The following is a 24,294-nucleotide window of genomic DNA, read 5'->3' as shown; positions in this document are numbered from 1 at the left end:
TAATTATTAGTTGAAAAATTAAAAATTAATATTTCCTGCTAATTCTTTTAAGGCAATTTCAGATAATTTTGCTTCGTATTGCGCATTGCTGTAACGAACTTTTGCGTTTACATAATTGAGCTGAGCCGTTCTGAAATCAATGGTTGTGATAGTTCCAATTCTGAATTTATCTAAAGTAATTTCTAAATTTTGTCTGGCAATTGCTTCGTTATTTTCTTCTAAATCAATTAATTCTAAATTGGTTAAATACGTTTGAAAAGCAGTACTTAATTGCGTGTTCAGAATCATATTTTGCTGGTCAATTGCAATTTGAGAATTTTCGATTTGAAGCTTGGCTACTTTTTCATTTCGATGCTGATTAAATCCGTCAAAAATATTCATCGAAGCATTAAATCCATAGGTAAAACCTCTTGAAGAGTTTTCACTTGTAAATCCTAAACTCGACTGACTTTCGGCAAAATTATAACCAGAAGTTAAATTTACAGTTGGATATCTACTTGCTTTTACTTGTTTCAGCTGTAATTCGGCAATACGTTTATTGATAATCTGCGATTCTAAAGCCGGATTTTGTTTTTGTGCCAAATTCATTAAATCGGCCAAAACCAGTTTATCATCAACAGTAACAACATCAGTTACTTTGAAATTAATTTTAGGATCACGTGCTAAATATTGGTTCAATAATATTTTAGCATTCGCATAGGATTCTTTTTGTCTTAATAAAGTAACCTGATCTGTATTTAAATCAACCTGCGCATTTAAAACTTCTAATTTTGAAGCTTTACCAATGGTGAAACGATTTTGTGCTAATTCTACTCTTTGTTTAGAAATTACAATTGTAGTATCTAAAGCCGCTAATTGATGCTGTTGCTGAACCAAATCATAATAAGCAGCATTTACCTGACCAATTTTTACGAGAATAGTTCTTTTTAATTCAGAATCGCCTAATTTTTGAAGTTCTTTTAACTGATCGTATCTCGCAAACATTCTCATGCCGTCAAAAACCGTCCAGCCTAAACTAACACCATACGTTAAACTGTTGTTTTTTGCATTGTTTAATGTAGTTGATGTTCCGTCTTGACGTACCTGAGTTGAGTTTGTAACACTATTGTTGTCAACAATATTAGCTGTAGCGGTTGGCAGTATTCCTGCGTTTCCTACAGTAACATTTGTTTCGCTTATGGTCGAATTATTTTTGGCAATTTTAATCTCAAAATTATTTTCTAAAGCGATTTTCATTGCTTCTTCAATAGTCAAAACTTCCTGTGCATTTGTTTTAAAAACGCAAAAGAACAGAACTATTAAAGTGCAGTATATATTCTTAATATTCATATTATTTTTCTTTTGCCATGAATTCACAAATTGTATTCGTGAATTCATGGCTAATATTATTTACTTTCTTTTTCGTATTCGTCGATACGATCAAATTCAGGATAATGTTTTCTGGCTTTTGACCACATAAAATAGATCGCCGGAATCACAAAAAGAGTCAGCGCCAAAGAGAAAATTGTTCCTCCCACAATTACAACTCCCATACCAATTCTACTGGTAGAAGCAGCTCCAAGCGACATTGCAATTGGTAATGCTCCTAATGCAATCGCTAAACTCGTCATTAAAATAGGACGTAAACGTGCTTCTGATGCTTCAAGAATAGCTTCCATTTTTGGCTTGCCCTGCTCTCGTAACTGATTGGCAAATTCGACAATCAAAATACCATTTTTAGTAACCAGGCCAATAAGCATTACGGTTCCAATCTGGCTGAAAATATTCCACGTTTGATTGAATAACCAAAGCGAAAATAAAGCTCCGGCAACCGCCATTGGTACTGTTAATATGATAATAAATGGATCGATAAAACTTTCAAACTGTGCTGCAAGAATCAGGAAAATTAATAATAAAGCTAATCCAAATGCGAAAGAAGTATTAGAACTACTCTCCACAAAATCTCGCGATTCTCCACTTAAATCTGTTGTAAAACTTTCGTTTAAAACTTTGGCTTTAATCCTGTCCATTTCCTCAATACCATCGCTGATACTTTTTCCCGGTGCTAAACCTGCAGAAACGGTTGCAGACATATAACGATTGTTGTGGTACAATTGCGGCGGATTACTCTGCTCAACAACATTGACAACATTGTCCATTTGAATTAATTGTCCGCTTTTGTTCTTCACAAACATTGAAGTTAAATCCAGCGGTTTTGATCTGTCTTTTTGATCAAACTGACCTATAACCTGATATTGTTTTCCGTTTTTAATGAAATATCCAAAACGCTGTCCGCTTAACGAAAGCTGTAAAGTTTGTGCAATATCAATAATAGAAATTCCTAAACTCTCTGCTTTTTCACGATCGATACTTACGTTGATTTCAGGTTTATTAAATTTTAAATTGACATCTGTTGTCGAGAAAACATCGCTTTTACCTACTTCATTCATAAAAACAGGGATTTTTTCTCTTAGTTTTTCAAAAGTTGGAGCCTGAATAATGTACTGAATCGGAAGACCTCCACGTCTGTTCACGGCAATTGTAGGCTGCTGAATCACAGATGTTTTAGCATCTGGATATTTTTTAGTCCATTTTGATAATTGATCGGCTATATCTTTTTGAGACTTGTTTCTTTCGTCTGGTTCTTTAAGCGAAAGCCTGATAAAACCGGAATTTGTTGCAGAACCTCCGGAACCTCCTGCGGTAATTACCAAGCTGACTTTTTTCTCCGGAATAGAATCATCAACCAATTTTGATATTTCCTGCATAAAACGGTTGGTATATTCATAAGAAGAACCCTCTGGAGTGGTCATTCTCATGGTTACCGAACTTCTGTCATCATAAGGAGCAGTTTCTTTTGGGAGTATAGTAAAAAACAAATAAATCAATCCAAAACAAGCAATAAGTATGGGGAAGGAGATCCATTTTTTATCCATGAATTTGGTTAAAGACTCCGCATAACCGCTGTTCATTTTTTCGAAAAATGGCTCTGTTTTTATATAGAATTTTGATTTTTTTTGTTCTCCGCCTTTCATTAAATAAGCATTTAACATTGGCGTTAAAGTCAAGGATACAAAGGCAGAAATTAATACAGCGGCACCAATAACGACCCCAAATTCCCTAAAGAGTCGGCCTACGAAACCTTCTAAGAAAATTACAGGTAAAAATACCGCCGCAAGTGTTACTGAAATAGAGATTACGGCATAGAAAATTTCATTAGAACCTTTAATGGCTGCTTCAATTGGCGACATTCCTTCTTCGACCTTTTTAAATATATTTTCGGTAACTACAATTCCGTCATCCACAACCAAACCTGTTGCCAAAACAATGGCTAATAAAGTCAATACATTGATGGAAAACCCGAAAAGCCACATGATAAAGAAAGTAGCAATTAATGAAACGGGAATATCAATTAAAGGCCTGAACGCAATTGCCCAGTCTCTAAAGAAAAGATAAATAATAATGATTACCAGAATGATCGAAATTCCTAAAGTTTCGGCAACTTCCAATACCGATTTTTTTACGAACAGCGTATTGTCAAGTGCAATATTTAGTTTTATATCCTTTGGAAGATCCTTTTTTAGAGCATCATATTTTTTATAGAATTCTTTCGAAATATCAAGATAATTGGCTCCCGGCATTGGGACAATGGCTAAACCAATCATTGGAAGTCCTGAAGATGTCAAAGAAGTTTCGATATTTTCAGGTCCTAATTCGGCACCACCCACATCGCTCAAACGAACAATTTTCTCTCCGTCTGTTCGAATGATAATGTTATTAAATTCTTCTGGTTTAGAAAGATTTCCAATGGTTTTTACGGTCAATTCGGTATTGTTTCCAGTTAATTTTCCAGATGGTAATTCTACGTTTTGCGCATTTAAGGCATCCCGAACATCAGCAACAGTACAGTTATAAGCATTTAATTTTATCGGATCAATCCATAAACGCATGGCGTAACGTTTTTGTCCCCAAATTTGAACCCCGCTTACTCCGGGAATAGTTTCTAAGCGCTGTGAAATTACATTTTCGGCATAATCACTTAGTTCTAAAGGACTTCGGGTATCGCTCTGAACCGTCATCGAAATAATAGATTCACTATCGGCATCGGCTTTAGAAACCACCGGCGGCGCATCAATATCCTGAGGTAAACTTCGAACAGCCTGCGAAACTTTGTCACGAACATCATTTGCGGCTTCTTCCAGATTTTTATCCAGATTAAATTCGATGGTAATATTACTGCTTCCCTGATTACTGGATGATGTTATGTTTCGAATTCCGTCAATTGCATTTACTGCTTTTTCAAGAGGTTCTGTAATTTGTGATTCTATAATATCAGAATTGGCTCCTGTATAATTGGTTCTAATAGAAACCTGTGCGGGATCGATAGAAGGAAATTCACGAACACCCAAAAACGTATAACCAATAAAACCGAATAATATGATTAATAAATTCAGTACAATGGTTAAAACAGGTCTTCTTATACTTGTAGTTGATAAACTCATGTGTGATTTTAGATTTTAGATTGTTGATTTTAGATTTCAGATTTATTGCTAAATCTTACTGCCATCTTTAAATCTATATTTAAGTCTTACGACTTTGGACTTTCGGCTTTATGACTATTTTACTTTAACTTTTATAGGTGCTTCATTTTTTAATGACATAACACCGCTTGTTATTAAAGTATCTCCGGCTTTTAATCCTGATAAAATCAAAATAGAAGCATCAGTTCTTGTTGTGGCATCAACCATAACTTCTTTGGCTTTGCCCATATCTGCAATAAACACTTTTTTACCGTCCTGAACAGGTATGATAGCCTGAGAAGGTACAACTATAGCATCTTTAATAATATTTAATGGTAATTTTACATCGGCAAAAGTTCCTGGGAAAAGTTTTCCGTCGGTATTATCTGCAATAGCGCGAATTTGTAATGTACGTGTTGCAACTGCAATTTCTGGCTCGATTGCATAAATTTTTGCTGAATAGGTTTTATCAGATCCCGAAACATTAAAATCGATTATTGAACCGGATTTTACCTGCGCTGCATATTTTTCCGGAATTGAGAATGTAATTTTTAATTTTCCTGTATTAACCAGTTTTGCTACTACAACTGTTGGTGTAATATAAGTTCCCGGTGAAATAGAACGTAAACCAACTTTTCCTGAAAATGGTGCTTTTACAGAGGTTTTAGATATTTGGGCTCTAATTAATTGACTTTGCGCCTGCGCCGAAGCATAATCTGCTCTTGCAACATCTGCTTCTTCCTGGCTGATGGCTTCTTTTTGAAGTAAAAGTTTGGCTCTTCTTTCGTTTTCTGCTGCTAAGCCTTCTTTGGTTACAGCTTGTCTTAATTGTGCTTTTAATTCAATGTCGTTTACTTTAAAAAGTACCTGACCTTTATTCACGTAAGTTCCTTCATTAAAATAAATACCTTCTACAATTCCCGAAACTTCACTGTGAATTTCAATTTGTTCGTTTGCTTCGATTGAGCCAGATAAAGATAAGTTGTTATCAAAAGTCGAAGTTTTAATAACAAGTCCGGTTACAGTTGTTGGCTTATCTTTATCGCCAAATTTTTTTGATTCGTCATTTTTGCCTTTGTTGGATATTATTCGGTAAGTAATAAATCCTCCTAAAACGATGATGATCAAGGCGTAGATTAGGTGTTTTAATTTCATAAAATTTAGGTGAATGTTTTTTTGTTGTATGTTTTTTTGCAACTAGCAAATTTAACTTTTTGTGCTGAAACCAAAAGGCGTTAGCTTTTATTTAACACTTGGCTTACAATAATTTCAAATCGTTTTAATTAGCTCTAACAGCAAAAGTTTGCTTTTAGACATCGTTTTTAAGAAAAGGTTTAAATGTAAATATTACTTTTTTTTGTAATTCTTAACAATTAAAATGTTTTGTAAGTTATCTGTCTCATAATCAAATAAATGTAATTTTTTATTTTAAAAAGTAAAATTTAATGTTTGTGGTTTTATCATCTCAGAACTTCAATGATTGCTCAGTCTTCATAATTTTTTTTCGCTTTTGTCCGATTTTCTTTGCAGTTTATCGAATTTATTTGTAACATTACTATGTTAAACAAAATGTTGGTTTTGCTACTAATACTTACTAAATTATGTAGGTTTATTAGTTAAAATAATGAGTTAGGTGTAATTTTTTAGGTTTTTTACAGAAATTATTTGATAATTATATTAACAAGTGTTTATATTTTTTGTTCTTAATTGCTAAAAAAATAATATATGAAGAAAAAAATACTCTTAGCTTTATGGTTTACACTTTTACTATTTTCAGTTGGTTATCTTTTTTGGCAGAATGAATTTAAATATAGTCTGCCAACGCCAATACCGAAAAATTATCATGCTATAGCAATGGGCTCCAAAGTTGATTTGTCGCAATGCTGTGCATTTGATAATAAACCTGTTTTTTTTCACTTCTTTAATCCGGATTGTCCGTGCTCACGCTTCAATGTGCCGCACGTAAGTGATTTGATAAAGAAATACGGAAATAAAATCAATTTTAAAATTGTGGTGTTAAACAAAAAGAGAACTTTTTCTATCGAAGAAATTCAGCAAAAATTCGGAGCACCAATTCCAGTTTATTTTGATGAAGGCATTGCTCAAAAGTGCGGTGTAATTTCTACTCCGCAAGCTGTTCTGCTTGATGCTGATCATAATTTATATTATCGTGGTAATTACAATAAAACAAGATATTGCACAGATGCCGAAAGTAATTACGCCCAAATGGCGATCGATTCGCTGTTAAAACAAAATATTTCGCCCTCATTTAATGCTTTAGCTCTTAGAGCTTACGGATGTTCATTACCAAATTGCACTAAATAAAATCTATCACTAACTAAAATTTTTTAAACCTATGAAAACAAAAGCCAGTTTAAATGAGCAAGATTATCTGCACAGTTTTATGTCGACTATGACGCAAAAATCAGATATCATTATTAATTATGTTCTAGCCGTTTATTTTCTTCTCGGAATCGGATTATCCTTTAAGTATGATACATTCGAAATTGGAGTAGGAGTTGGGACGCTGAACCTTTTGGCCTATTATTCGGCAAAGTTTTTTCTAAAGAATTCTAAATTTTATCAATACGTTCTGTCAGTTATACTGGCAGTATTTATGGCACAATATATTTACCAAATGCATGGTTTATTCGAAATGCACTTTACAGTTTTTATTGCGAGTACTATTTTGATTATTTATCAAAACTGGAAACTGCAGATTCCCTTAACGCTTTTGGTTGTGCTTCATCATGCTGGTTTGGCTTATTTGCAAAACTTCGTTTATAATGATGCAAACGGACTTCAGGTTTATTTTTCGCAAGTAAATTTTGATTTAGAAACGCTTATTATCCATACTGTTTTGGCTGCCGTTGTATTTTTCATGAATGGGTATTGGGCTTATTATTTTAAAGAACACAGCCACAATCATATCTCTAAAATTTCTGATGAATACGAATTAGAAAACATGAAACTGGCTTCTGCTAAATACAGTTCATTATCTGCAACAAAAGAATACAACGATTTTATTCACAGAACAACCCTGGATTTAAAACTTCCGGTAAATTCTGTTTTAAAATTAATTGATGTTTCAAAAGGACATACCGATAATGATAAGCTTTTAACATATTTGGATATGATGCGTGAAAGTGCCAAAAAAATTGATGATTTAGTAAATGATATTCATGTAAAATCGACTAATACCAGAAATTAAAAACTGTAAAAACCAACTTCCCCGCACCAACATTTTTACACGCACAATCAACCATTTATTAATTATTAGCAGCAAATTTATGGATACGAGATTTAACCGTCCAACGCCTTCTGACAGAGAAGTAGATTGGAATAAAAATAAAGTATTACTTAGTAAAACAGATAAAAACGGAACGATTCTTTATGCCAATGAAGATTTTATAGATGTCTCAGGATATGATGAATTTGAACTTGTAGGACAGCCTCACAATATTGTGAGGCATCCTGATATGCCAAAAGTGATTTTTAAATTCTTGTGGGACAGCATTAAATCAAGTGAAAACATTCATGTTGTTATAAAAAATATGGCAAAAACCGGTCGTTATTACTGGGTTGTAACCGATTTTAAAATTATTGCCGATGCTGATGGAGATATTGTAGGCTACTTTGGAACCAGAAAATCGGTTCCTGAACCTCTTATTACAAAATTTATTGAACCATTATATAAAAAGCTTTTACAGATTGAAGAAACAAGCGGACTAATCGCTTCTGAAGAATATTTGGTTGGCTTTTTAGAAGAGCGAAAAAAGACTTATATGGAATATATCGACCATTTAATCTCTACAGGAAAAGATGATAAAAACAAAGTAAGCAAAGGCTTATTCAGCGGTTTATTTGACAAAACGCCGCCCAAGAAATAGTTTAATAAATATACTTCATTGCGTCGACGTAATATTCAAATCAAAAGTTTGCTCCCCAACAAATCTAATCACCTGAATATGTAAAACTTATTGATGCAGTGGAGTGTATTTTTTTTTAAGATGCTAAGGTTCTGAGACGCTAAGATGCTAAGTTTTTTTGGTTTCATAAGCCTTCGCTTCGACTTCGCTCAGGATGACATTCGTCAAGTTAAAACCTTTGAAACTTTGCATCTCTGAACCTTTGAACCTTACGAAATATAATTCCAAATATTTTTCTTCTTCGTCAATTCTATAAAAACCATTTTTAAAATAGCATGTTCCGGTTTTTGTAGCGGAGCGTCTTCTTTTAAAACTTTTAATGCGTAGTTTCGTGCCAAAGATAAAATATCACGATCGCGGACAATATCAGCGATTTGTAAATTTAAAACACCACTTTGCTGCGTTCCCATTAAATCTCCCGGGCCGCGAAGTTTTAAGTCGACTTCGGCGATTTCGAAACCATCATTTGTTTGTACCATCGTTTCCATTCTCGTTTTACTGTCGGCACTTAATTTGTGGCTTGTCATTAAGATACAATAACTCTGTTCCGCGCCACGGCCTACACGTCCGCGTAATTGATGTAATTGCGATAAACCAAAACGTTCGGCACTTTCGATAATCATAACGCTGGCATTTGGCACATTTACACCAACTTCAATTACAGTTGTTGCGACCATAATATTGGTTTTTCCTTCAGAAAAACGTTTCATTTCGGCATCTTTATCCGCAGGTTTCATTTTTCCGTGTAGAATCGAAATTGAATATTGCGGCAGTGGAAAATCTCTCGAAATACTTTCATAACCGTCCATTAAATCCTTATAATCCATTTTTTCAGATTCCTGAATTAACGGATATACAATATAAATTTGTCTTCCTTTAGCAATTTCGTCGCGCAGGAATTTCCAGACTTTTAAGCGGTTCGAATCAAAACGATGTGCAGTTTCAATAGGTTTTCTTCCCGGCGGTAATTCATCAATTACAGAAATATCCAAATCGCCGTATAAACTCATCGCCAAAGTTCTCGGAATTGGCGTTGCCGTCATAACCAAAACGTGCGGCGGAATATCATTTTTCTTCCACAATTTAGAGCGTTGTTCTACACCAAAACGGTGCTGCTCGTCAATAACCGCCAAACCTAAACTTTGAAATTTTACTTTATCTTCTAACAAAGCGTGAGTTCCAATTAAAATCTGCAAACTTCCGTTCTCCAGTTCTTCATGAATAATTTTCCTTTCAGAAGTTTTAGTTGAACCCGTTAATATTTTAATGTTGATGTTTAGTGTATTAGCAAATTCCGACAATCCAAGAAAATGCTGATTAGCCAGAATTTCTGTCGGTGCCATTAAACACGCCTGAAAACCATTGTCAATCGCCAAAAGCATGCTCATAAAAGCCACAATCGTTTTTCCTGAACCAACATCTCCCTGAAGTAATCGGTTCATTTGGGCGTTGCTTCCCATATCTGAGCGAATTTCTTTGATCACTCTTTTTTGGGCATTTGTCAGATCAAACGGCAGATGATTTTGGTAGAAATCATTAAAAAGTTCACCCACTTTTGTAAACGGATGCCCTTTTATTTTATGTTTTCTAATTAAGTTTTTAGTAATTAATTGTAATTGAATAAAAAACAATTCTTCAAACTTTAATCTAAATTGGGCTTTCGCCAAAGCATCTGCACTTTTTGGAAAATGTATATTAAATAAAGCCGCCCTTTTTGGAATCAGCTTCAATTCTTCAAGTAAATAAGCCGGGAAAGTTTCGGTAAACAAAGCCTGAGTTTCAATAAACAATTGTTCCATCATTTTATTGATCGTTCGGTTTGAAATGCCGCGGTTTGTCAGCGTTTCTGTCGATGGATAAACCGGCTGCATGGCAGAACGAAGACTTTTTTCGTGTTCGCTCAACAACTCAATTTCAGGATGTGCCATACTGAATTGGCTTCCGTACAAAGAACATTTTCCAAAAATAACAAGCTGTTCGTTTAGTTTTAAACTTTCGCGAATCCATTTATGGCCCTGAAACCAGTTCAGTTCAATCATTCCGGTTTCATCAACAAAACTGGCAACTAAACGTTTTTTGTTTTTAGCAAATTCAACCGTTTTTATGTTGATGATTTTTCCAACAATCTGAACCTCACTTCCTGTATTTTGCAGTTCGTTAATCTTATAATAACGTGTTCTGTCAATATATCGGTTTGGGTAAAAATTGACTAAATCTCCATATTTATGAATTCCTAATTCCTTACGAAACAATTGACCACGACTTGGGCCAACACCTTTTAAGTATTCGATAGGAGTTTCAAGGAGATTATTAGACATTTATGAATTTTAGATTTTAGAGTTTAGATTTTAGAGTTTAGATTTTAGAGTTTAGATTTTAGAGTTTAGATTGTTGATTTTAGATTTCGGTATTGGAATTTGGAATTTCTATTTTGGGATTTAATTTGAAAAGCGAAGATAAATTTTAATTAGGAAATTTGAAAGTACATTAGTTTTGAAAAATTTTATTACGCAGATAAGCAACCTTTTAACAATATTGTCATCTATTTATATAGTTAAACTTTAAAAATAAAATCAAAATGAAAAAATTTGCCTCTATTTTTATATTAATGTTAAGTATTGTTTCCTGCTCAAGTGATAATGCCGATTCCCGATCTTCTTTTACTTATTACGGAAAATGGAAACTTACCAGATCTACTGGTTCTTTTGTTGAAGCTATTTATATTATTGGCAAGCCGCAATATCTGGAATATTATGATTTAAAAAAAGATAATACATTTATAAAAACCAGAACAAAAGATGGAGTTACAACAACGGCATCAGGAACTTTTTCGATAACAGAAATTCAAAATCAGAAGCATTTTAAATTAACTTATACCAGCACAAGCGATATTATAGAAAGCTGTACCGGAAATTTAAGCGAAGAATTATTTATTAATGAAGCACAAGAACTAATAAGTACATGGCAAAATTGCGATGGCCCAACATTGGTATACGAAAAAACAAAATAGTTGTAGATTTCACGAAATTCAAAATAAAAAAACTCTGTTAGAAACTTAACAGAGTTTTTTCGTTTATAGTCAGTTTTGTTTTAATAAATAAAGATAATTATTAGATTTGTTTTAAATATAAGCCACTAAGAAAATGAGTAAAGAAGAAAAAGTTCCTTTTGAAACTATTGTGTTTGCAGGTGTTACGTTTAAAGTTATTAATAGAAACGAAGCCCACACTATTATTGGAGATCTTACGGATTTTAACGGTCAAAAAATCTACAATGTTTTTGAAGATACCTGGCGTTTTCCTGATTATGAAGAAAATCCAATCTTTTTATTAGCAGAAGAAGATGTAGAAATGGATATCTTCGAGATGGATTTCACTACAGAAGAACATGAGGATATTTTTATTCTGGGATTTATTTTTAAAGGAAATCTGAATGTCACAAAATTGATAAGTTCTTTTGATACCGATAATTCGCCCGCTTTGATTGTTTTGGGAGAAACTAAAACGGTCAATATCACTTTGTTTGGAAATGTACATTATTTAGGCGGAGGTTTAAAATGCGATACCATTATTGGTGAATACAATCACGGAGAACTTTTTGTAAAAGGAGATGTTACATCGTGGTTAATTTACAGCGACGATATGCTGATGCATTTTGAACGTTTTACAGATATTCAGGCAATTGTTAGTGTAAACAGACCGGATATAATGATTTGCAGCAATCTCAGTGATGCTGACGGCAATATAATTACAATTGAAAACTACTTTCCATCAACACATAAATTATCTGATATTGTTGACGATTCTTTTATCGAACATTCAGAATATGGTACAGAAATACTAGGAAATAATTACCACGAAGACGTTTTTAATGAAGGACTTTCAATTCTTGATTACGATAAAAAAGAAAAATATATGTATACTGATTTTCGTAGTCAGTTTATAAATATGGTGGAAGTTTTATCTCAATTAGAATATGTAAAACACATAGGCAGAATTAGTAAAAAGAGTGGAACAAACGAATATTCCTTTATTCCGTTTACTTATGAAGGAAAGAAATACAGCCAGCTTTCTGAAGAAATTGGAAATGGTTTTAATATAAAAATGCGTGCTTTATGGTGCCATGATGATGAAGAAATCACGCTCGTTCTTGAATATCTTGATGAAGATGGAGAAACTAAATACCAATGGGCCAATAATGAAACTGCACCCGGAATAGAAATGTTTACTGTAAAATGTGCTGCATTAGAAGCTTTTGAAGTATTGACAGCAGAACCTTCTGAAGAAGATGATGATGAAGACGACGATGAAGAAACAGAATATCAGGAATATGATAATAGTTTTTCTTTAGAAGAATATTCAGTTCAGTTTGGCAATTATGCTTTACCTGAAGATTTAGTAAAACTGTATGAATTTGATCAAAAGTATGGATCAGAAACCTATTCAGAATGTTTTGGATTGTTAATTTATGATGATAAAACCGGAATAAAAACATGGTCTGAAGAAGAAGAATTTTATAATAGTTTTATTGAATTTGCTGGCGCAAACGGTTCAGGAAGTTCTTATGCGTACTGGCTTATTGATAAAGATTTAAATAATTGCCCAATAGTAGTTTTTGGTGACGAAGGCGGAATTCATGTTGTAGCTGAAAATACACGTAAATTGATTCATCTTTTAACTTTGGATACCGAAGTTTCAGTCGATTTTGACAATGCTTATTTCTATAAAGATGAAGAATATTACGAAGAAAATGAAAATAAAGAGGAATTTCAGCAATGGGTTAAAAAGGAATTTAATTTAAACGCAATAGAAACAAACGAAGAAACGGATGAAATTGTAAATCAAGCAAAAGCAAAGTATAAAAAACAACTCAATGATTTTTTAACCAAGTTCGATATTGAAATTGGTGAAGATGAAGACTAGTTTTGATACAATGAATATTTATCTTTGACTAAAATTTTAAAAATGGCAACACACTTAGCACTTCTTCGCGGAATCAATGTCTCTGGTCACAATATGATTAAAATGGACGCTTTGAAAACAATGCTTGAAAATATTGGTTTTCAAAATGTTCGTACCTATTTGCAATCCGGAAATGTTTTTGTTGATAGTGAAGAAGATGCTGCAAAAGTGGGTTTTATGATCAAGCAGGAAATCTTTAAGGTTTTCGGACATGAAGTTCCTGCCATTGTAATTGCAAAAAAGGATTTAGAATTGTGCTTTGCAAACAATCTTTATTTGAAGGAAAAAGATATAGATATCAAAAAACTTTATATTGTTTTTGTGGCAATTGCTTTGAAGAAAGAAAATATACATGATTTAAAAATCAGTCAGTTTAAGCCAGACGAAGCAACTATTGACGAAAACAGGATTTATATTAAATATGCTGTTGGCGCCGGAAAGACAAGACTGGAATTGAAATATATCGAGAAAAAACTAAATGTAATTGGCACAATGCGTAACTTGAATACGGTTACGAATTTGTTAGCAATGTATGAGGAACAGAATTAATCCCGCATCCATTTTAGCATTGCTGGAAAAGCCGCTTTTCCTTCTTTAGCAGCAAGTTCATTTCCCAAACATAAACCCATCCATTCCAAAAGAGGTAATCCTATGTAATTTTCATTGCTGAAATTTGAAATTAACCAATCAGAATCATTTTTATATCCATTTGGATGAAATATAAATTCTAGCGGTAAATTCAAATATTTGGCTGCCGCAAATGACCATAGAATAGCCGCAATTTCTTCTCCCTGAGTAGGCCATTCAGAAGAAATTTTGGCTGTGCCTATCAATTTTCTTTCTTCAGAAGTTGTAACGGCTAGATGCCCGGCTTCATGTAAAATATCTCCGGGATATAATAAATTATTATAATCAATATAAATGCAATTTGGTCCTAAATCCAATCCGGGTAAAAAAGTTGTACCCAGCTCTTTTTCAATTATGTTGATGTTAATTTCATTTAGAAACTGAAGCACTTTTTTTACTTCGTAACTTTCTTGCAAAGACATATAAATTTGTTTTTATATTGAACCAATTAAATAAGATCACAATACCAAAATCCAAAATCAAAAGCATCTGTTGCACTTGTGTCACAGGCTTTATTGGATGAATCCTGACTTTTTGGTTTTTCATATTTTCGATAAACAATTTCACCAATTTCAAAATCAATTGGTTTAGAGAAAATTGGTCCGTCAAAAGTAAAAGTATGAAATTCTCCATTTTCTCCGCAGACATCAACGTTTTCAGGTAAATCATTTATAAAATCCTGATCGATAATTCGGCCGACAAAACTTTTATCTAAATATCTTTCATTTACACAAACCACAATAGTTTTAAATCCAAGCGAAATAAATTCCTGAATTAAATCGAGAGATGGAATTTTCCAAATGGGAAAAACACCTTCAAAACCTATTCTCGCCAATTGTTCTTCACGATATTTTCGCAAATCTTTCAGAAAAATATCTCCAAAAACAGAGTACATAATTCCTTGTTTTTTTAATTCTGTCAAAGTTTCTGTCATTACGGTTTCGTAAACTTCCATTGTCGGCATTTCCGGAACCTGCATAATTTTTAATGGAATTCCGATGCTTTCTGCCTGAGCCTGTAATAATTCCACGCGAACGCCGTGCATTGAAATTCGCTGATATTGCTGATTCACGCTCGTTAATAAACATTCGATTTTAAATTCCGGATTTTGAAGAATTTTGTATAATGTTAGTGCAGAATCTTTTCCGCTGCTCCAGTTAAATAAGGCTTTTTTAGGTGTCGACACGTTGGATTATTTTTGTGCGGTAAACTTACAAATTTCATTCGATTTGTTGGCGGAACCTTTGTAACTTTGGGTTTTTACACGCCAATTTATGACATTATACAAGGACAAATTAAAAATTGATTCCAATCGATTGAGAGATTGGGATTATTCTAGTGAAGCAGTTTATTTCATTACAATGGTTACAAAAGACAGAGAATGCATTTTTGGATCTGTTGAAGATGGAAAAATGATTTTAAATGAAAATGGAAAGATTGTGGAGAATGAGCTTTTGAAATCGATAAAGATTCGTAAAAATTGGTTTTTTCATAATTGGATTGTGATGCCAAATCATATTCATTTATTGATTGAAATTCAGGAAAATATGGAAAAACGGATTGGAACGACACATATTGAAACGTCGCAGATTTCAACGTCGCGTATTGTAGAAACGCACAGCAGTGCGTCTACGCCCGGCACATCCACAACGAATGATACGCAATCTTTGTCGACATACTTTGCGGAGACGCACTGCTGTGCGTCTCTACAGAACCAATCGTTGCCGGAATTATCAAATGAATCAAATATAAATACGCAGATTGAAACGTCGCGTATTAACACGTCGCGTATTGTAGAGACGCACAGCAGTGCGTCTACGTCCGGCACATCCACAACGAATGAAACGCAATCTTTGTCGACACACTTTGCGGAGACGCACTGCTGTGCGCCTCTACAGAACCAATCTTTGTCGAAATCATCAAACGAATCGTTGTTGAAATTATCGAATGAATCAAATTCAAATGCGCAGATTCAAACGTCGCAAATTAAAACGTCACGTATTGAACCGTCGCATATTGTAGAGACGCACAGCAGTGCGTCTACGTCCAGCATATCCACAACGAATGAAACGCAATCTTTGTCGACACCCTTTGCGGAGAAGCACTGCTGTGCGCCTCTACAGAACCAATCTTTGCAGACATTCTCTCGTAAACCCAATTCCATTTCATCATTTGTAGCTCTTTTTAAATCGATTACGACAAAACAAATAAATGGTTTTGAATCAATTTGGCAGCAAAACTATCACGATCATATTGTTAGAAATTATAAAACATTTGAAACAATTTATGATTATATTAAAAATAATCCAATATCTTGGGAGACGGATTCTATAAATTCATAATTGCAATGAAATACATTTTCTTTTTTATAACCACTTTCATTTTTGCGCAGCAAACCAAATATGTTGATTTTAAATCGGTTTCAGGTCAATTGAATATCGTTGATTCCCAAAAAATAATTTACGGACAAGTAGATTACGATTTTGAGGTTTTACAGCCGATTGATACGATAAAAATCGATGCCAAGAACATGCAGTTTACAAATGTTCAAATTAACGGAAAAGATGTAATTTTTATTAATACAAACAAAGAATTACAAATCATCAACAACTTCCAGAAAGGAAATAATCATTTGACTTTCAGTTATAATGTAAAACCAAAACAAGCCTTGTATTTTGTAAATATTGAAAATGACGATATTCAAATCTGGACGCAGGGACAGGGAAGATATACTAGTAATTGGTTTCCGAGTTTTGATGATGTAAATGAAAAGGTAATTTTCAATCTCGGAATTACCTATAAAAAAGAATATCAGGTCGTTTCAAACGGAGTTTTAAAAAGTAAAACGGAGAAAGATAATCTGGTGCATTGGCAATACCAAATGGAAAACCCAATGAGTTCTTATTTATTGGTGCTTTCTATTGGGAAATATGATAAAAAACAATTTTTATCTAAATCTAAAATTCCGTTAGAATATTATATCGAAAACAAAGATGCATCGCGTTTTGAACCAACATATCGCTATTCAAAACGAATTTTTGATTTCCTCGAAAAAGAAATTGGAGTAAAATATCCGTGGAAAGTTTTCAGGCAGATTCCGGTTCGCGATTTTTTGTATGGCGGAATGGAAAATACAACAACGACACTTTTTACAACTCGTTATGTAGTGGATAATATTGGTTTTACAGATCGAAATTATACTAATGTTGATGCACATGAACTGGCACATCATTGGTTTGGAGATTTAATTACTGCCGAAAGCAGCACACATCACTGGCTTCAGGAAGGTTTTGCAACGTATTATGCGTTATTGGCAGAAAGAAGTATTTTTGGAGATGATTATTTTTACGCCAAATTATACGATACGGCACAGCAGATAAAATTTGCTTCAAGAACAGACACTATTCCGGTTTTAAATGGAAAAGCAAGTTCGCTTACTTTTTATGAAAAAGGAGCGTGGGCACTTTTTGTTTTGCATGAATCTATTGGAGACAAAGCCTTTAAAAAAGCCATAAAAAGTTATTTGAATAAATATGCATTCAAGAATGTAAACACAGAGAATTTCTTCGACGAAATTAAAAAAGTTTCAGATTTTGATTTGGTTCAGTTTCAAAAAACCTGGCTGGAATCTACAGCTTTTGATACGCCGACAGCCAATGCTTTATTAAGCAAAAACAATGCAATTAAAGTGCACTTAGAAGTTGATAAATTAAAGAAAACACCTTTAAAAGAAAAGCTTGATTTCTTCACTAAAACTATGGATTCAGATATTCATCATTCAGTGAAAGAAGCAATTATTTCGCAATTACAGACTGAAAAATATGAAGATAAAAAAGAGTTATTATTGAAAGCTTTGCATCAAAATAACGTACAGCTTCGTCAGACTTTAGCAGAAACTTTATCAAAAATCCCGGAAGATTTTAGAACAGAATATGAAACACTTTTAGACGATAAATCGTATCAAACACAAGAAGCCGCATTATTCTATTTATGGAATAACTTCCCGAATCATAGAAAAGAATATCTTGATAAATCGAAAAACTGGATTGGTTTTAACGATTATAACCTTCGTACATTGTGGCTGTCGCTTGCATTATCGACTCAGGATTACAGCAGTAATCCTGAGGGATTAATAAATGAATTAGTTGCTTTTTCTACAACAAAATATGAAGCAACAACACGCCAGAATGCATTAGAAAAATTGATTGCGTTTAAGTTTATTAACGATGAAGTTTTAACCAATTTAGTTAACGCCACAACGCACCATATGTGGCAGTTTTCAAAATTTGGTAGAGATTCGATTAGGATTTTATTAAAAAATTCAGAAATGCGTGCTTCATTTAATAGAATTTTACCTAATTTGAACCCCGATGAACAGTTTCAATTGAATCGTTTATTAAAAGAATAGAAAATAGAGAATAGAATAAAGAAAATAGATTTTTAGGTGAGTCTATATTCTATTTTCTTTCTTCTATTTTCTAACCAAAAACAAAACCTACTATATATTTTATGAGAGCATTAGTTATTTCTGGTGGTGGAAGTAAAGGAGCCTTCGCCGGAGGAGTTGCACAGTATTTAATTGAAGAAAAACATCATGAATACGATTTATTTATAGGAACATCTACAGGAAGTTTGCTTATTCCGCATTTAGCTCTCGGTCATATCAAAAAAATACATTCCGTTTATACAAATGTTACAATGTCCAGTATTTTTAATATCTGCCCCTTTGTAGTGAAAGTAAAAGAAGGAGTAGATATTGTAACGATTAATCACTTTAATGTACTTCGTCAATTTTTTAAGGGAAAGAGAACTTTTGGCGAAAGCAAAGGTTTGAAAAAATATATCCAGAATAATTTTTCAATCTCTGATTTCAACAAACTTAAAAAAATGAATAATGACGTAATTATTACGGTTACCAATTTCACTAAAAACGAATCAGAATATAAGTCAGTAAAAGACTGTAGTTATGAAGAGTTTTGCGAATGGTCATGGATCTCCAGTAATTATGTTCCGTTTATGAGTTTGGTTTCAAAAAACAATTCCGAATACGGCGATGGCGGATTTTCAAGTTTGGTTCCAATTCGTGAAGCTATTAACCGAGGCGCAACAGAAATCGATGTTATTATTTTAGAAACAGAAGTCAATACAAGTAAAATGGTTATTGGTAAAAATCCATTTTCGTTAATGATTGATTTATTCCGAATTGCCTTAGATCAAGTTGAAAAACATGATATTGCTATAGGAAAACTTATGGCAAACACTAAAGATGTAAAGCTTAATTTATATTACACTCCAACCAAATTGACCGACAACGCATTAATTTTCAATAAGGAAATAATGAAAGAATGGTGGAAACAAGGTTATGAATATGCTCAGAATAAGTCTGAGGTTATGAGTGATAACAGATGATTTTAGATTTTAGATTGCTGATTTTAGATTTTAGATTGAAAGTTTCATAAATCTGAACTCTGCAATCTAAAATCTAAAATTATTTTTCTACCAAAGTTCAGCAACCTCGTTTTTAATGTAACCTAAAGCTGCATTGCTTGGAGATTGTTTTTCTAAAAGTTCATTCAAAATAACTTCACGAAGTTTATCTGCACTGTCAACGCGGTCGCTCATGGCAGCTTTACGAATCATTTGAATTGTTGAGTTTTTTGCAGTCGTAATTATTGTCCAGCATTCATCAGACATATAAATTTGCTGCGTTAAATTGTGCTCAAATTCTTGTTCGATTTGGTCGATTACAAAGTTTTCGTAATCATGTTTATCGTGAGAAATAGGAGTGATTCTGATTAATAATTTTGTCAAATTGATACGCTCTAAAAATAAAGTCATACGTTCGTAAGCTTGTAGACGTATCGGAAGTGATTCTTTATGCGCCTGTCTGTTTAACAAAAAAGCACGCTTTTTATCATTGTTTTTAATATGCAGTTCAAAAAAACTGTAGGCTACAAATCCGGTAACAATTGCAGGTAAAGTATAACTTGCTAATTCTATAATTCTTGTAAAATCCATTTGGGTAAATTTTTTTAGCAAAAATATACTTTTTGACGAGAAATCCACTTTAAATTTACACGAATAAACAAATTGTAAAACTTACTTTTGCTACTTGTTTTTTAATACACTTTTAATGGATTCATACATAATACTTTTTCTTTGCCTGGCAGCTTTTGCAGCAGGATTTATTGATGCAATAGTGGGCGGCGGCGGACTTATCCAAACACCAATGGGATTAATTTTATTGCCAAATCTACCAGTTTCAACAGTTATTGGAACTTTAAAAATTCCAGCTTTCAGCGGAACAGCCTTTGCTGCATTTCAATACCTGAAAAAAGTAGTTATTCAATGGAAATTGCTTTTGATTATGATGTGTTTAGCAGTTCCATCCGCATTTTTAGGTTCTACTATTTTGACACTTGTAAGCAATGATTTTATGAAACCTCTTTTACTTGTCGTTTTATCATTGTTGTTTATATATACTTATGCAAAGAAAAACTTCGGACAGCATGTTGCCAAAGATCATTCGGCAGCAACTCAAATAATATATGCAGTTGTCATTAGTATTATCGTTGGTTTTTACGACGGATTTATTGGCCCCGGAACCGGAAGCTTTTTTGTTGTGGCATTTATTGCACTTTTAGGTTTTGATTTTTTGCACGCTTCCGCGAATGCGAAAATGGTAAATCTGGCAACGAATTTCGGTTCAATTTGTTTGTTTATGATAAAAGGAAAAATCATCTGGACAATCGCAATCCCAATGGCAGTCAGCAACGGACTTGGCGGCTGGCTTGGTGCAAAACTCGCAATCAATAAAGGAAATGGTTTTATTAGAATTTTCTTTTTGATTGTTGTTGTGGGAACTTTGATTCGATTTGCTTACGATGTATTTTATAAATAGAGTTGCTAAGATGCTAAGGTTCTGAGATGCTAAGTTTTTTGTTGTTTTTCTATCTTAATTATCATTTTATTAGAGTATATTTGTGAAATTATAATACTTAAAATATCATTTAATGATACAAATAGTTGAAAATTACGAGAATTATATTAATAGTCTTCCAGAATTAATAAGTAAATCTTATTATAAAGCTGAGTTTTTCATGCAAAAACTAGGTTTGAAACATGCTACATATTATAGAAAATTAAAATCAAAAAGCTTCACACATCAAGAAGTAAAGTTAATTACGACTTTATTGTTTCCTGAAGAAATTTTGATTCAGGAACTTCAAAAAAGCGAAGAAGATATTAAAGCAGGAAGAACTGTAGATTTTTCTGATTTTAAAGAAAAGCTACGAACTAAGTATAATATCTAAATTTAAAGGATTTCTTTTATTGTCCCAAAATAGTGTTACGTAAATAATATTTTCCTCAATTCTATAAAAAAGATACACTTGGTTTGTTATTAAGAATTTTCTATAAGCAGTTTTTTTATACCTTGAACCAATTTGATTATTTATTTGAATCATTTCCAAAATTGCAATTGTCTTTTTAGAAAATAATTTTGCCTTATTTTCTGAATACTTGTTAGTAAGCTCGAAATAAGTTTTTTCAGCATTTTCGGTAATTATTATTTTCATTTTATTTTATAAGCTTTACAAAGATAAAATTAATTTAAGATTTTTCTTTCAAAAAAATTAAAGAATACCATTTTTTTGAGCCTAGCCTCGATAGAGGCGATATCATTGCATCTTGATGGCTATCGGGAGGAGATATAGCCGAAAGCGGGAAACCATATTAAATAAAATGCTTATTCTTTGGCTTCAAAAAAACTTAGCATCTCAGAATCTTAGTATCTCAGAACCTTTCATTTGTATCTTAGGAACTTTCTTTTTTAATTCTTATTTTTGCATAAAGGAGAAAAATTACATGCAGAAATATATTGACCAGCTAAACGAAGCACAGAGAGCGCCTGTTTTACAAAAAGACGGGCCAATGATTATTATTGCTGGTGCAGGTTCGGGGAAAACCCGTGTTTTAACAATTAGAATTGCTTATTTGATGGCTCAGGGTGTTGATGCTTTCAACATTTTGTCGCTGACTTTTACCAATAAGGCAGCCCGTGAAATGAAGCACAGGATTTCGGATATTGTGGGAGCATCTGAGGCTAAAAACCTTTGGATGGGAACTTTTCACTCGATATTTGCCCGTATTCTTCGTTCAGAATCAGATCATTTAGGTTATCCGTCTAATTTTACAATTTACGATTCCCAGGATTCGGCCAGACTTATTTCTTCAATTATTAAAGAAATGCAGCTCGATCGTGATATTTATAAACCAAAACAGATTTTAGGACGTATATCCAGTTATAAAAACAGCTTAATTACAGTAAAAGCCTATTTCAATAATCCGGAATTAGTCGAAGCTGATGCAATGGCAAAAAGACCGAGATTGGGAGAAATTTACCAGCAGTATGTAGAACGTTGTTTTAAGGCTGGCGCAATGGATTTTGATGATTTGCTTCTGAAGACAAATGAGTTACTGACTCGTTTTCCAGAGGTTTTAGCAAAATATCAGGATCGTTTCCGTTATATTTTGGTTGATGAGTACCAGGATACAAACCACTCTCAATATTTGATTGTTAGAGCTTTGTCAGACAGATTTCAGAATATTTGTGTGGTTGGAGATGATGCACAGAGTATTTATGCTTTCCGTGGAGCGAATATCAATAATATTTTGAATTTCCAAAAGGATTACGATGGTGTAGTAATGTATCGTTTAGAGCAGAATTACCGTTCAACCCGAAATATTGTGGAAGCGGCAAATACGGTTATGGAGCACAACAAAACTAAACTGGATAAAGTAGTTTGGACTGCAAATGATTTTGGTCCAAGAATTAAAGTCCACCGAAGTTTGACAGATGCCGAAGAAGGTCGTTTTGTAGCCAGTACGATTTTTGAACAGAAAATGCAGAATCAATTGCATAATGGAGCTTTTGCAATTTTGTATCGTACTAATGCTCAATCGCGTGCAATGGAGGATGCGTTGAGAAAACGTGATATTCCGTATAGAATTTATGGTGGATTATCTTTCTACCAACGTAAGGAAATTAAAGACGTTTTATGTTATTTGCGTTTGGTTCTGAATCCGAAAGATGAAGAAGCTTTGATTCGTGTAATCAATTATCCGGCACGTGGAATTGGAGATACAACCGTAGAAAAATTAACTATTGCTGCAAATCATTACAAACGTTCGATTTGGGAAGTAATGGTGAACATCGATAAAATTGATCTTAAATTAAACGCTGGAACTAAAAACAAATTGAAAGATTTTGTAACGATGATTCAGAGTTTTCAGGTTATTGATCAGAATCAGGATGCTTTTTATATTACAGATCACGTTGCAAAGAAAACCGGTCTGGTTCAGGAATTGAAGAAAGATGCAACTCCGGAAGGAATGGCAAAAATCCAAAATATCGAAGAACTTTTAAACGGTATTAAGGACTTTACAGAAGGACAAAGAGAAATTGACGGAGCTAGAGGTGCACTTTCTGAATTTATGGAAGATGTGGCTTTGGCAACAGATTTGGATAAAGATACCAATGATGAAGATCGTGTGGCGCTGATGACGATTCACTTAGCAAAAGGATTGGAATTTCCTCATGTTTTTGTGGTTGGTATGGAAGAAGATTTGTTTCCGAGTGCGATGAGTATGAGTACGAGAAGTGAATTGGAAGAAGAGCGTCGTTTGTTTTATGTAGCGCTAACGCGTGCAGAACATCAGGCATATTTGACTTACGCGCAATCTCGTTACCGCTGGGGGAAATTGACAGATAGTGAGCCCTCTCGTTTTATTGAAGAAATTGACGGGCAGTTTCTAGAATATCTAACTCCGTCAGAAAGTAATTATCGTTATAAATCACCAATCGATGGTGATATTTTTGGAGACATTGATAAATCAAAATTGCGATTAGCAAAACCAGTAGGTGGAACGCCGCCAAAACATATTACAGATAATAACCCGAAACCGGATTTAAACATTCGTAAATTGAAACCTGTATCTGGAAATGCGCCGGAGAGTTCTAATACTAATTTATTTGACAGTAAACTAACAATTGGAAATGTCGTAATGCACGAACGTTTCGGAAAAGGAGAAGTGATTAATTTAGAAGGAGTTGGAGCTGATAAAAAAGCCGAAATTAAATTTGAAGTAGGAGGAATTAAAAAACTTCTATTAAGATTTGCTAAATTAGATGTTGTAGGATAAGAATATTTGTTTCAAATTTTGAAAATATTTGTCACCCTGAACGAAGTCGAAGGGCGCTCTAATTGGACGTGGGCT

Annotated in this window: 20 protein-coding genes; 12 read left to right on the top strand and 8 right to left on the bottom strand. The window is 33.4% G+C overall.

Annotation, left to right across the window (positions count from 1 at the left end):
- Positions 1 to 18: 18 nt before the first annotated feature.
- The 3 genes from FLAPXU55_RS18895 to FLAPXU55_RS18885 form a co-directional block, all read right to left on the bottom strand.
- The gene (locus FLAPXU55_RS18895; RefSeq protein ID WP_180860361.1) at positions 19 to 1,329 is read right to left on the bottom strand and encodes a TolC family protein; all 1,311 of its coding nucleotides are present in this window, start codon (positions 1,327 to 1,329) and stop codon (positions 19 to 21) included.
- Between the two features lie 56 nt (positions 1,330 to 1,385).
- A complete protein-coding gene (locus FLAPXU55_RS18890) occupies positions 1,386 to 4,481 on the bottom strand; it encodes an efflux RND transporter permease subunit (RefSeq protein ID WP_180860236.1) in 3,096 nt (1,031 codons plus the stop codon).
- A 114-nt stretch (positions 4,482 to 4,595) separates the two neighbouring features.
- The gene (locus FLAPXU55_RS18885) at positions 4,596 to 5,654 is read right to left on the bottom strand and encodes an efflux RND transporter periplasmic adaptor subunit (RefSeq protein ID WP_180860233.1); all 1,059 of its coding nucleotides are present in this window, start codon (positions 5,652 to 5,654) and stop codon (positions 4,596 to 4,598) included.
- A 570-nt stretch (positions 5,655 to 6,224) separates the two neighbouring features.
- On the opposite strand from FLAPXU55_RS18885, the gene FLAPXU55_RS18880 reads away from it, so the two are divergent.
- The 3 genes from FLAPXU55_RS18880 (at position 6,225) to FLAPXU55_RS18870 (ending at position 8,389) form a co-directional block, all read left to right on the top strand.
- Positions 6,225 to 6,824 (top strand): peroxiredoxin family protein, encoded by a 600-nt coding sequence (locus FLAPXU55_RS18880; RefSeq protein ID WP_180860230.1) that lies wholly within the window; start codon positions 6,225 to 6,227, stop codon positions 6,822 to 6,824.
- Between the two features lie 31 nt (positions 6,825 to 6,855).
- Positions 6,856 to 7,710 carry a hypothetical protein gene (locus FLAPXU55_RS18875; RefSeq protein ID WP_053471397.1) on the top strand — a complete coding sequence of 285 codons (855 nt, stop codon included), beginning with the start codon at positions 6,856 to 6,858 and terminating at the stop codon, positions 7,708 to 7,710.
- 79 nt (positions 7,711 to 7,789) lie between these two features.
- The gene (locus FLAPXU55_RS18870; RefSeq protein WP_180860228.1) at positions 7,790 to 8,389 is read left to right on the top strand and encodes a PAS domain-containing protein; all 600 of its coding nucleotides are present in this window, start codon (positions 7,790 to 7,792) and stop codon (positions 8,387 to 8,389) included.
- 248 nt (positions 8,390 to 8,637) lie between these two features.
- Here the strand turns inward: FLAPXU55_RS18870 and recG are convergent, their stop codons facing one another.
- Entirely contained in the window at positions 8,638 to 10,746 is a 2,109-nt protein-coding gene (gene recG / locus FLAPXU55_RS18865) for an ATP-dependent DNA helicase RecG (RefSeq protein ID WP_180860225.1), read from the bottom strand.
- A 260-nt stretch (positions 10,747 to 11,006) separates the two neighbouring features.
- On the opposite strand from recG, the gene FLAPXU55_RS18860 reads away from it, so the two are divergent.
- The 3 genes from FLAPXU55_RS18860 (at position 11,007) to FLAPXU55_RS18850 (ending at position 13,938) form a co-directional block, all read left to right on the top strand.
- The gene (locus FLAPXU55_RS18860) at positions 11,007 to 11,438 is read left to right on the top strand and encodes a hypothetical protein (RefSeq protein ID WP_180860222.1); all 432 of its coding nucleotides are present in this window, start codon (positions 11,007 to 11,009) and stop codon (positions 11,436 to 11,438) included.
- Positions 11,439 to 11,571: 133 nt separating this feature from the next.
- Positions 11,572 to 13,350 (top strand): hypothetical protein, encoded by a 1,779-nt coding sequence (locus FLAPXU55_RS18855; protein WP_180860219.1) that lies wholly within the window; start codon positions 11,572 to 11,574, stop codon positions 13,348 to 13,350.
- Positions 13,351 to 13,392: 42 nt separating this feature from the next.
- Positions 13,393 to 13,938 carry a DUF1697 domain-containing protein gene (locus FLAPXU55_RS18850; RefSeq protein ID WP_180860216.1) on the top strand — a complete coding sequence of 182 codons (546 nt, stop codon included), beginning with the start codon at positions 13,393 to 13,395 and terminating at the stop codon, positions 13,936 to 13,938.
- Here FLAPXU55_RS18850 and FLAPXU55_RS18845 read toward each other — a convergent pair.
- Entirely contained in the window at positions 13,935 to 14,438 is a 504-nt protein-coding gene (locus FLAPXU55_RS18845; protein ID WP_180860213.1) for a hypothetical protein, read from the bottom strand. The two genes, FLAPXU55_RS18850 and FLAPXU55_RS18845, sit on opposite strands and share 4 nt — an antisense overlap.
- Positions 14,439 to 14,464: 26 nt before the next feature.
- Positions 14,465 to 15,202 (bottom strand): Dph6-related ATP pyrophosphatase, encoded by a 738-nt coding sequence (locus tag FLAPXU55_RS18840; RefSeq protein ID WP_180860210.1) that lies wholly within the window; start codon positions 15,200 to 15,202, stop codon positions 14,465 to 14,467.
- An 88-nt stretch (positions 15,203 to 15,290) separates the two neighbouring features.
- On the opposite strand from FLAPXU55_RS18840, the gene FLAPXU55_RS18835 reads away from it, so the two are divergent.
- The 3 genes from FLAPXU55_RS18835 to FLAPXU55_RS18825 all read left to right on the top strand — a co-directional run bounded on the left by FLAPXU55_RS18835 (position 15,291) and on the right by FLAPXU55_RS18825 (position 19,425).
- Complete coding sequence (locus FLAPXU55_RS18835) at positions 15,291 to 16,358, top strand: transposase (RefSeq protein ID WP_180860207.1); 1,068 nt, start codon at positions 15,291 to 15,293, stop codon at positions 16,356 to 16,358.
- 5 nt (positions 16,359 to 16,363) lie between these two features.
- Positions 16,364 to 18,424, top strand: coding sequence for a M1 family metallopeptidase (locus tag FLAPXU55_RS18830; protein ID WP_180860204.1), 2,061 nt, complete (start codon positions 16,364 to 16,366; stop codon positions 18,422 to 18,424).
- 101 nt (positions 18,425 to 18,525) lie between these two features.
- Positions 18,526 to 19,425 carry a patatin-like phospholipase family protein gene (locus FLAPXU55_RS18825; RefSeq protein ID WP_180860201.1) on the top strand — a complete coding sequence of 300 codons (900 nt, stop codon included), beginning with the start codon at positions 18,526 to 18,528 and terminating at the stop codon, positions 19,423 to 19,425.
- Between the two features lie 87 nt (positions 19,426 to 19,512).
- Here FLAPXU55_RS18825 and FLAPXU55_RS18820 read toward each other — a convergent pair whose 3' ends face one another.
- Entirely contained in the window at positions 19,513 to 20,034 is a 522-nt protein-coding gene (locus FLAPXU55_RS18820; RefSeq protein WP_053471407.1) for a DUF7935 family protein, read from the bottom strand.
- Between the two features lie 115 nt (positions 20,035 to 20,149).
- Here FLAPXU55_RS18820 and FLAPXU55_RS18815 point away from each other — a divergent pair, with 115 nt between their 5' ends.
- Positions 20,150 to 20,917 (top strand): sulfite exporter TauE/SafE family protein, encoded by a 768-nt coding sequence (locus FLAPXU55_RS18815; RefSeq protein WP_180860198.1) that lies wholly within the window; start codon positions 20,150 to 20,152, stop codon positions 20,915 to 20,917.
- 112 nt (positions 20,918 to 21,029) lie between these two features.
- Positions 21,030 to 21,329 carry a hypothetical protein gene (locus tag FLAPXU55_RS18810; RefSeq protein WP_180860195.1) on the top strand — a complete coding sequence of 100 codons (300 nt, stop codon included), beginning with the start codon at positions 21,030 to 21,032 and terminating at the stop codon, positions 21,327 to 21,329.
- Here FLAPXU55_RS18810 and FLAPXU55_RS18805 read toward each other — a convergent pair.
- Positions 21,306 to 21,593 (bottom strand): hypothetical protein, encoded by a 288-nt coding sequence (locus tag FLAPXU55_RS18805; RefSeq protein ID WP_180860192.1) that lies wholly within the window; start codon positions 21,591 to 21,593, stop codon positions 21,306 to 21,308. The two genes, FLAPXU55_RS18810 and FLAPXU55_RS18805, sit on opposite strands and share 24 nt — an antisense overlap.
- Positions 21,594 to 21,882: 289 nt before the next feature.
- Here FLAPXU55_RS18805 and FLAPXU55_RS18800 point away from each other — a divergent pair, with 289 nt between their 5' ends.
- Positions 21,883 to 24,219, top strand: coding sequence for an ATP-dependent helicase (locus FLAPXU55_RS18800; protein WP_180860188.1), 2,337 nt, complete (start codon positions 21,883 to 21,885; stop codon positions 24,217 to 24,219).
- Positions 24,220 to 24,294: the final 75 nt, after the last annotated feature.

It is taken from the genome of Flavobacterium panici, from assembly GCF_903819335.1.
Classification (GTDB): domain Bacteria; phylum Bacteroidota; class Bacteroidia; order Flavobacteriales; family Flavobacteriaceae; genus Flavobacterium; species Flavobacterium panici.
Note: the sequence above shows the minus strand (reverse complement) of the source record. Positions and strands in the feature narration are given on the sequence as shown.

Coding starts and splice junctions, on each gene's coding strand:
- FLAPXU55_RS18895 (WP_180860361.1), bottom strand. CDS start 1,329: ATGAATATTAAGAATATATACTGCACTTTAATAGTTCTGTTCTTTTGC.
- FLAPXU55_RS18890 (WP_180860236.1), bottom strand. CDS start 4,481: ATGAGTTTATCAACTACAAGTATAAGAAGACCTGTTTTAACCATTGTA.
- FLAPXU55_RS18885 (WP_180860233.1), bottom strand. CDS start 5,654: ATGAAATTAAAACACCTAATCTACGCCTTGATCATCATCGTTTTAGGA.
- FLAPXU55_RS18880 (WP_180860230.1), top strand. CDS start 6,225: ATGAAGAAAAAAATACTCTTAGCTTTATGGTTTACACTTTTACTATTT.
- FLAPXU55_RS18875 (WP_053471397.1), top strand. CDS start 6,856: ATGAAAACAAAAGCCAGTTTAAATGAGCAAGATTATCTGCACAGTTTT.
- FLAPXU55_RS18870 (WP_180860228.1), top strand. CDS start 7,790: ATGGATACGAGATTTAACCGTCCAACGCCTTCTGACAGAGAAGTAGAT.
- recG (WP_180860225.1), bottom strand. CDS start 10,746: ATGTCTAATAATCTCCTTGAAACTCCTATCGAATACTTAAAAGGTGTT.
- FLAPXU55_RS18860 (WP_180860222.1), top strand. CDS start 11,007: ATGAAAAAATTTGCCTCTATTTTTATATTAATGTTAAGTATTGTTTCC.
- FLAPXU55_RS18855 (WP_180860219.1), top strand. CDS start 11,572: ATGAGTAAAGAAGAAAAAGTTCCTTTTGAAACTATTGTGTTTGCAGGT.
- FLAPXU55_RS18850 (WP_180860216.1), top strand. CDS start 13,393: ATGGCAACACACTTAGCACTTCTTCGCGGAATCAATGTCTCTGGTCAC.
- FLAPXU55_RS18845 (WP_180860213.1), bottom strand. CDS start 14,438: ATGTCTTTGCAAGAAAGTTACGAAGTAAAAAAAGTGCTTCAGTTTCTA.
- FLAPXU55_RS18835 (WP_180860207.1), top strand. CDS start 15,291: ATGACATTATACAAGGACAAATTAAAAATTGATTCCAATCGATTGAGA.
- FLAPXU55_RS18830 (WP_180860204.1), top strand. CDS start 16,364: ATGAAATACATTTTCTTTTTTATAACCACTTTCATTTTTGCGCAGCAA.
- FLAPXU55_RS18825 (WP_180860201.1), top strand. CDS start 18,526: ATGAGAGCATTAGTTATTTCTGGTGGTGGAAGTAAAGGAGCCTTCGCC.
- FLAPXU55_RS18820 (WP_053471407.1), bottom strand. CDS start 20,034: ATGGATTTTACAAGAATTATAGAATTAGCAAGTTATACTTTACCTGCA.
- FLAPXU55_RS18815 (WP_180860198.1), top strand. CDS start 20,150: ATGGATTCATACATAATACTTTTTCTTTGCCTGGCAGCTTTTGCAGCA.
- FLAPXU55_RS18810 (WP_180860195.1), top strand. CDS start 21,030: ATGATACAAATAGTTGAAAATTACGAGAATTATATTAATAGTCTTCCA.
- FLAPXU55_RS18805 (WP_180860192.1), bottom strand. CDS start 21,593: ATGAAAATAATAATTACCGAAAATGCTGAAAAAACTTATTTCGAGCTT.
- FLAPXU55_RS18800 (WP_180860188.1), top strand. CDS start 21,883: ATGCAGAAATATATTGACCAGCTAAACGAAGCACAGAGAGCGCCTGTT.